Source organism: Sporomusa sp., assembly GCF_057736855.1.
In genome coordinates this window covers 1-6107 of record NZ_JBYKYF010000185.1, presented here as the reverse complement: position 1 = coordinate 6107, position 6107 = coordinate 1, and the positions used below count along the sequence as shown (strand labels likewise).

The following is a 6107-nucleotide window of genomic DNA, read 5'->3' as shown; positions in this document are numbered from 1 at the left end:
CCAGCAGCATACCGTTTTCATCAAAGATAAAACAGGTATTATAAATCTTCCCGGCTTCATCACGTTCCGGAATGGAACCACCGACCAGAATAATTTTGTGTTCTTTCGCACATTCAGCCAACATAGCAATCGTTGGACTGTCCGGATAGCTTTCAGCATACTCGGGAAACAATTCCGACTGATAGGGGCAGTTAAACATCTCCGGCAGTATGACTAAACGGCTACCGCCGGCTGCTGCTTCACCAATCATCCGTCGGGCTTTATCAATATTAGCCTGCTTGTCAGATACAACCCCCTGCTGACAAATTCCGACTGTAAATGTTGACATTGTGACTCCCCCTTATTTGTAAACGATTGAATTTTTATCCAACTACTTGTTGGAATTTAAAGGATTCAGTATATACACTGTCGAATAATGCTCTAGCTAAAATACTAGAAGGATATTGCGTCACTATGCAAAAGCTTTCCATTAAACATGTAAAACCTGGAATGGTACTTGCCCGCAACATTTTCAGCACTGACGGCATATTGCTATTAAGCGCTGGAACGGTTTTAACCCGCATGCAAATTGAACGCCTGCGGCAATTTGACCTTCCCTGTGTATATATTAAAAATCCTCTTACAGACCATCTCATCGACATAGACATTCCTGAAGTCGTTCGTGAAGAAACACGGGTGCAAGCTGTTCAAATCGTACAAAAGGCGTTCCAAAACCTCGCAGTCAATCAAACACTGGAAGCACAACCATTTAAAGATCTGACTGATTTCCTTATAAGTGAAATCATCGAACACCGCGATGCCATGGTACACCTGACCGATATTCGCACCAGTGATGGGTATACGTTCGGTCATTCTGTCAATGTTTGCGTTTTATCTACCCTGACCGGCATACGGTTAGGATATAACCGGCTTCAGCTCAAAGAATTAGCACTGGGTGCTTTACTCCATGATGTTGGCAAAACGCTTATTCCGAAAGAAATCTTACTAAAACCTGGCCCATTGACAGCAAGTGAACGCATGACTATGGAACAGCATCCTGCCCTCGGTTTTGATATTCTCCGCCGTCAGAGAGACATCCCCTTACTATCAGCCCATGTTGCCTTTCAACACCACGAAAAGTTTAACGGTACAGGGTACTGCCGGAAACTGAAAAGCCGTGAGATTCACGAATATGCCAGAATTGTCGCCATTGCTGATGTATATGATGCCATTACTTCTGACCGTCCTTATAAAGAGGGCTCTTTACCCCACGAAGCCTATGAAATCATACTGTCACTGGCCAACATCCATTTTGACCCGATCATTTTGCGAACCTTTTTTAATCAGATTGCCATTTATCCGGTAGGCAGTATTGTCAAATTAACCACTGGGGAAATTGCCGTAGTAACCAAAGTCATTCCCGGACTGCAAACCCGCCCGACCATAAAAGTTATTTTTGACGCCAATGGCTACAAATTGGAAAACGGACCTGAAATTGACTTGACGAAGCATCTGACTACATTTATCAATAAAGTATATAACCAGGATGAAATAGCAGCTATGTCAATTAGTGATATTTACCTCGATACGTATTTCCGCCAGGCCCAGTAGCTCTAACACAGGGGCTGTATCAAGCTTGGCGCTTTGTGTGTTCTCTAGCAGTCCCCAATCACCATACTCTGTCTCAAATAAAAAGTAACACTGAAGACGTTTATAGTGTTATCTCACCAAAAGCTCGCCCAGATGGAAGGGTAACTGTCCTAACTGTTGTTTTATCGCAGGAATACTATCAGCAAAACAATCAGCTGCTTCGTTATCGTTAAATTTCACTTTTACATCCAAGTTCTGTCCGTCATAAAGACGAAAAGCCGTTTCTACCGTCCCAATGTTTTCGGTTTCCAGACAAATCCTTAGCCAGATCTCATGCACTTGCTGGCCAGGATTTTTTTTGTTGTCTTCTTTTTGATAATAGACATGAATATGCGCCGGGTAAACGGATTGTCCATCACCAAAATACAGAGGTACTGTAAATGACAATATACTGTGGCTAAGTTGACGTTCTGCCAAGACTCCACTCGTTTTGGCCATATTGGTCATAGTCTCAGCCAATTGCCGCAGCGCTTTCGCAGCGAATTTTATGTCTTCCTGGTTTTTGTTACGCCAGGCATTAATTACTTCCGCCAGCACCTGCTGCCCGCCAACTGCCGTTTGTAAAGCAAAACGTCCTTCCGGCTTAAAAAGACCGACAGCCTCTTCCAACATGCGGGCAAGCATAGTCATTTTCTCGGCTAACGGCTGCGGTGATTTCAGCAGTGTCGCCAATGGCTCTGGCATGTGGGTAGTTACCGACTTAGTTGACTCTGCCTGTCGTAACATGGTTTGAATGTATTCTTTGATGACTGCCGGCATGCTTTTCATGATTTCCGGTCGGTCGGCAAGCAACCGGGTAAGCACTGCCGCTGCTTCCTGTTCTGACGTCCTGCCAGAGCGAACTGCCGCTGGTTGTTGCTCCGGTGTACCGCCAGAGCGAACCGCCACTGGTTGTCGTTCCGGTGTATCACCAGAGCGAACTGGCACACCAGGTGCAGCCTGCTGCTTACTAGCCGTATTGTCGCGTCTATCTGAAACCAGCAATCCGCCAGCTTGCTGCTTGCTTTCTGTCGCCATATGGTTTGGTTTTTGTAAATGTAATGGTCTATTTTCCGTCTCCCCATGCTTTGATTGCGACAGGTCTGGGTTCTCAGCCATTCGTAAGGCCGACTGTGACGCATCTGGCGTTTCCTTCCTTACTCCGGCTGGCACCGGCGCATCTGCCGCTTCTTTCATTACCCCTGCCGGCTGTGATGACGTACCTTGGGGCATAACAGGCTGCCGACCAGCTTCAGGGGCTACTGCCCCCTGTTGGTTGCCAGTCAGTTGACTTGACGGCTGCATTGCTGACGACTGTTGCTGACTGGTAGGAACTTGTTTAAGTAAGGAAGTTGTCGCCTGCTGCACGGCTTTATTATCTGTCTGCTTTACAGCCATTGCCAACTCTTTCAGCATCTTAATGGCAGTTTTAAGTTCTTCCGGCTTACTATTACGCAAAGTAGTAAAAAATTCAGCCGTCACTTGCTGTTTGCCGGCTGGGTTTCCCTGAGATAGCTCACCAGCCTTTGTATCTGCTCCGGCTGCTTCTTCCAGCAAAGCCGCTAGTAAACTAAGCTTCTCGCCTGCCGACCTAGAGGAGGTCAGCAAAGCCGCCAATCCCGCTGGCAAAGACGTTTGCATCGCCTGAGTCTGATTGAGGATTTTTTGTACCAGTTCCTTTAGCTCAGGCGGCAATTTACTCATAAGCGCGGTTCTGGTGGCAATGGTTTGTGCAAGTTGATTCAATTCGCTGCTTGCCAAACTTTCTAAAGCCACCTGTACCGCTTGGCTGGCAGTCGCTGTCTGCTCCCCTGTACTTTGCCGGCTATGAACAGATTCACGCGTCATAGTCTGATCGGTTGTTTCCAAATGGATCGGAGCTACTGCTGTCACATTACCAGCAGCATGAATATTATTAATACTCATGGGTGCCACCTCATTCACGGCTAGCCGTACTTAATATTACGTATCTATAGTATTATCGTACGAAAACTCGCAAACTTCAATTAACAATTACAACTTATTTATTTTAAATCGCAAACCATAAAAACGCTATATCCGATACTATGAACTCCTAGAACAGGCTGCTGTTATGGTAGTTACATTTAAATTAACATAACACCAATTCTTGGATAAATACATACACTATACTAAAAACTGCGAGGGAGGAAACACAATGCCACGTTTTCTATCCGGACGCTGTTCCAGGCACTTGCCGGTATTTCAGCTAGTTCCCGGGCAGTCGCTAACTGCAGGTTATTTTTTACTCCAGGTTGAACCTGCTATTCGCCATGGGTTAAACGAACTGTCATCCAGCAGCGCACGCCATTCCATGACCGAAGTGGCGTTAATGAGTTATCTACTAGGCATGGGATTTGATTTCCGTACAGCAAAAGCCATTGTGGAGTCCTGGGAAACCGATGAAAGTTTGTTAGCACAAGGATTATTAACCACCGAAGCATAAAAATAAAGAATGAGATTGCCACATTACGCGCAATGACACATGGACGAAAGCTTATCTTTCATCCATGTCATTATGTATGTTAGTGTGGCAATCTCTGTTACTGGGATATATAAGCTGTTCAAAGGCGTTTAGCCTTATTACCAAAACATAGTAAATGTAAATCACTTGCCGTATGATCTAGGTATGCGTTGCAGCGTAAACAGTTGATCCTTTGAGCAAGGTATCGGCGGCATTAATCAATGACTGTAACTAATTTGCCAAACAGGTCTTTATGGGCTTGGATTTTCTGCTCGCCGCCCATGACGCACAAATAATTTGCTTTCATAATATCATCCACCAGATTGGCTAGGTTCCTGATATCTTCCTGAGTTGTTGCCAATACTTCTTCCCGCTCTTGCTGTAAATCAGCCTGACTGATATTGCGGATATAGGCTGTATCGGCGCGTTCTCCCTTCATTTGCGGCGTTAGAGGAGTATCCATGCCGCTTATCGTTCCGATAATATATTTGGTCATTTCGCGTTTGCTGATTTTATCGGCAGTAAAGTTACGCAGGTATTGTGCGGTCTCGTCATACACTTTAATGGTTTCAGCCAAGTTGGGATCGCGGTATGAACAAAATACCACATTGCCACTTCGGTCAAACTGGGCAAATGCACCATAAGCACCACCCTGTACTCGAATACGGTTCCAGAGATAATCATAGCGCAAAATAGTTTCCAGCACCTTCATGCTGCCATGATAATTATATCCCAGACGGCGGAAGTTCGCACCCTTAGCTACATACTGCACTTTGCCTGAAGTCATAAGCGCCTCGTTCGCAGCCTGAAGATCAAAAGTATATGTTACCGGGTTGTACGGCCTGGTTCCCAGTTTGTCAATCAGCACCGGAAAACTTTGCGCAAATTTTTTATAGTCTTCGGCTTCACAAGTGACTCCTGCCAGCAGATTATCCCGATTAAATACCGTCTTAGCCACTACCGACAGCGTATGGCCAATCTCGTCGATGTTGTTGTCAAGATCAGCTTCTAAAGCAGCAATAAATTTGTAATAAGTAAGCTGTCCATTTTCATTGAATTTAGCTACAGGGGATACATAGGATAACAGTCGATTGGCTACTACCTGCTGGCCGCGCCTGAAAATGGCTGTATCCCACATGGCCTTAACCTCACGGATAAGTTCTTTCAGCCGTCCAGTATCAGTAAATAGACTGCCGCCAGTTATGTCGCCAATCAGGCTAAACATTTCCGGTAATTTGCTGACAAGTGCTTTAGCCTTTACGCGAAACATTGGCGTATAATTCTCATAATCAGTTGCCGATGGGTAGGCAAGCACATCATAGTTGAAACCGCCTGTATGAATGTTGATTTCTTTGGCCAAGTCAGCATAGGAATATGTCTCGGTATCCACCTTACCCAAAATATCAGCAAGCAAGAATAGATAGGGCAGCTCAGCTTCGGGTACCGCACCAGCAGCAAAATATAAATTAACATAAGCAATTTTGTTGGTGAATATTGGATGCAGTAACACAGTTACATCTTGTTCGGTATGCTGTTCTGTTACTAGTTCTTCCGCTTTGGGGTCAATATCTTTTAATTCCAGGAGCGGAATAAGTTCCAGTTTTTCTGGGGCATCAGGCGTTTCCTGACGTTCTTTGAGCACCTTGGTCTGGTGAACAAGCTGTTCAAGCTCAGATTCACTCAGACTCGCTTTGTAGGCAGCCAGTTTTTCATTAAGCTCGGCTGCATGTTTTGACCCGATCTCGCTATTGGGCTGCAAGGCTACCAGCGCCTGGTGAGGATTGTCTAGCAGGCAGCTTTTGATCAACTTCTCAAAATAGCCATGTTTATATTCCTGCTTAATTTTATCCAATACTGGTTCATATGCGAGGTGCATAAGCGGGTCCTGATCATACAGCCAGCTATCCAGGCATTTCATATTGTAGACCAGACCTTTAGGACGGTTGCCGTAATTCGCTTCCCGCAAGTGGAATTCAAAGATATTTACCGAAGACTCCACTAATTTCTTGTCTAGACC

At 45.2% G+C, this 6107-nt stretch carries 5 protein-coding genes; 2 read left to right on the top strand and 3 right to left on the bottom strand.

Going from position 1 to position 6107, the window contains the following annotated elements:
• On the bottom strand, positions 1 to 328 hold a 328-nt coding region (locus AC29Z1_RS11955; RefSeq protein WP_488271693.1), incomplete at its 3' end, for a nitrilase-related carbon-nitrogen hydrolase.
• A 125-nt stretch (positions 329 to 453) separates the two neighbouring features.
• Here AC29Z1_RS11955 and AC29Z1_RS11950 point away from each other — a divergent pair.
• Entirely contained in the window at positions 454 to 1590 is a 1137-nt protein-coding gene (locus AC29Z1_RS11950) for an HD domain-containing phosphohydrolase (RefSeq protein WP_488271692.1), read from the top strand.
• 108 nt (positions 1591 to 1698) lie between these two features.
• On the opposite strand, the gene AC29Z1_RS11945 is transcribed toward AC29Z1_RS11950, so the two are convergent.
• On the bottom strand, positions 1699 to 3534 hold the full coding sequence (locus AC29Z1_RS11945; protein WP_488271691.1) for a hypothetical protein: 1836 nt from the start codon (positions 3532 to 3534) through the stop codon (positions 1699 to 1701).
• Positions 3535 to 3784: 250 nt separating this feature from the next.
• Here AC29Z1_RS11945 and AC29Z1_RS11940 point away from each other — a divergent pair, with 250 nt between their 5' ends.
• Positions 3785 to 4072, top strand: a complete 288-nt coding sequence (locus tag AC29Z1_RS11940) for a hypothetical protein (protein WP_488271690.1) — start codon at positions 3785 to 3787, stop codon at positions 4070 to 4072.
• 232 nt (positions 4073 to 4304) lie between these two features.
• On the opposite strand, the gene AC29Z1_RS11935 is transcribed toward AC29Z1_RS11940, so the two are convergent.
• The coding region (locus AC29Z1_RS11935) for an insulinase family protein (RefSeq protein ID WP_488271689.1) at positions 4305 to 6107 on the bottom strand (1803 nt) is incomplete at its 5' end.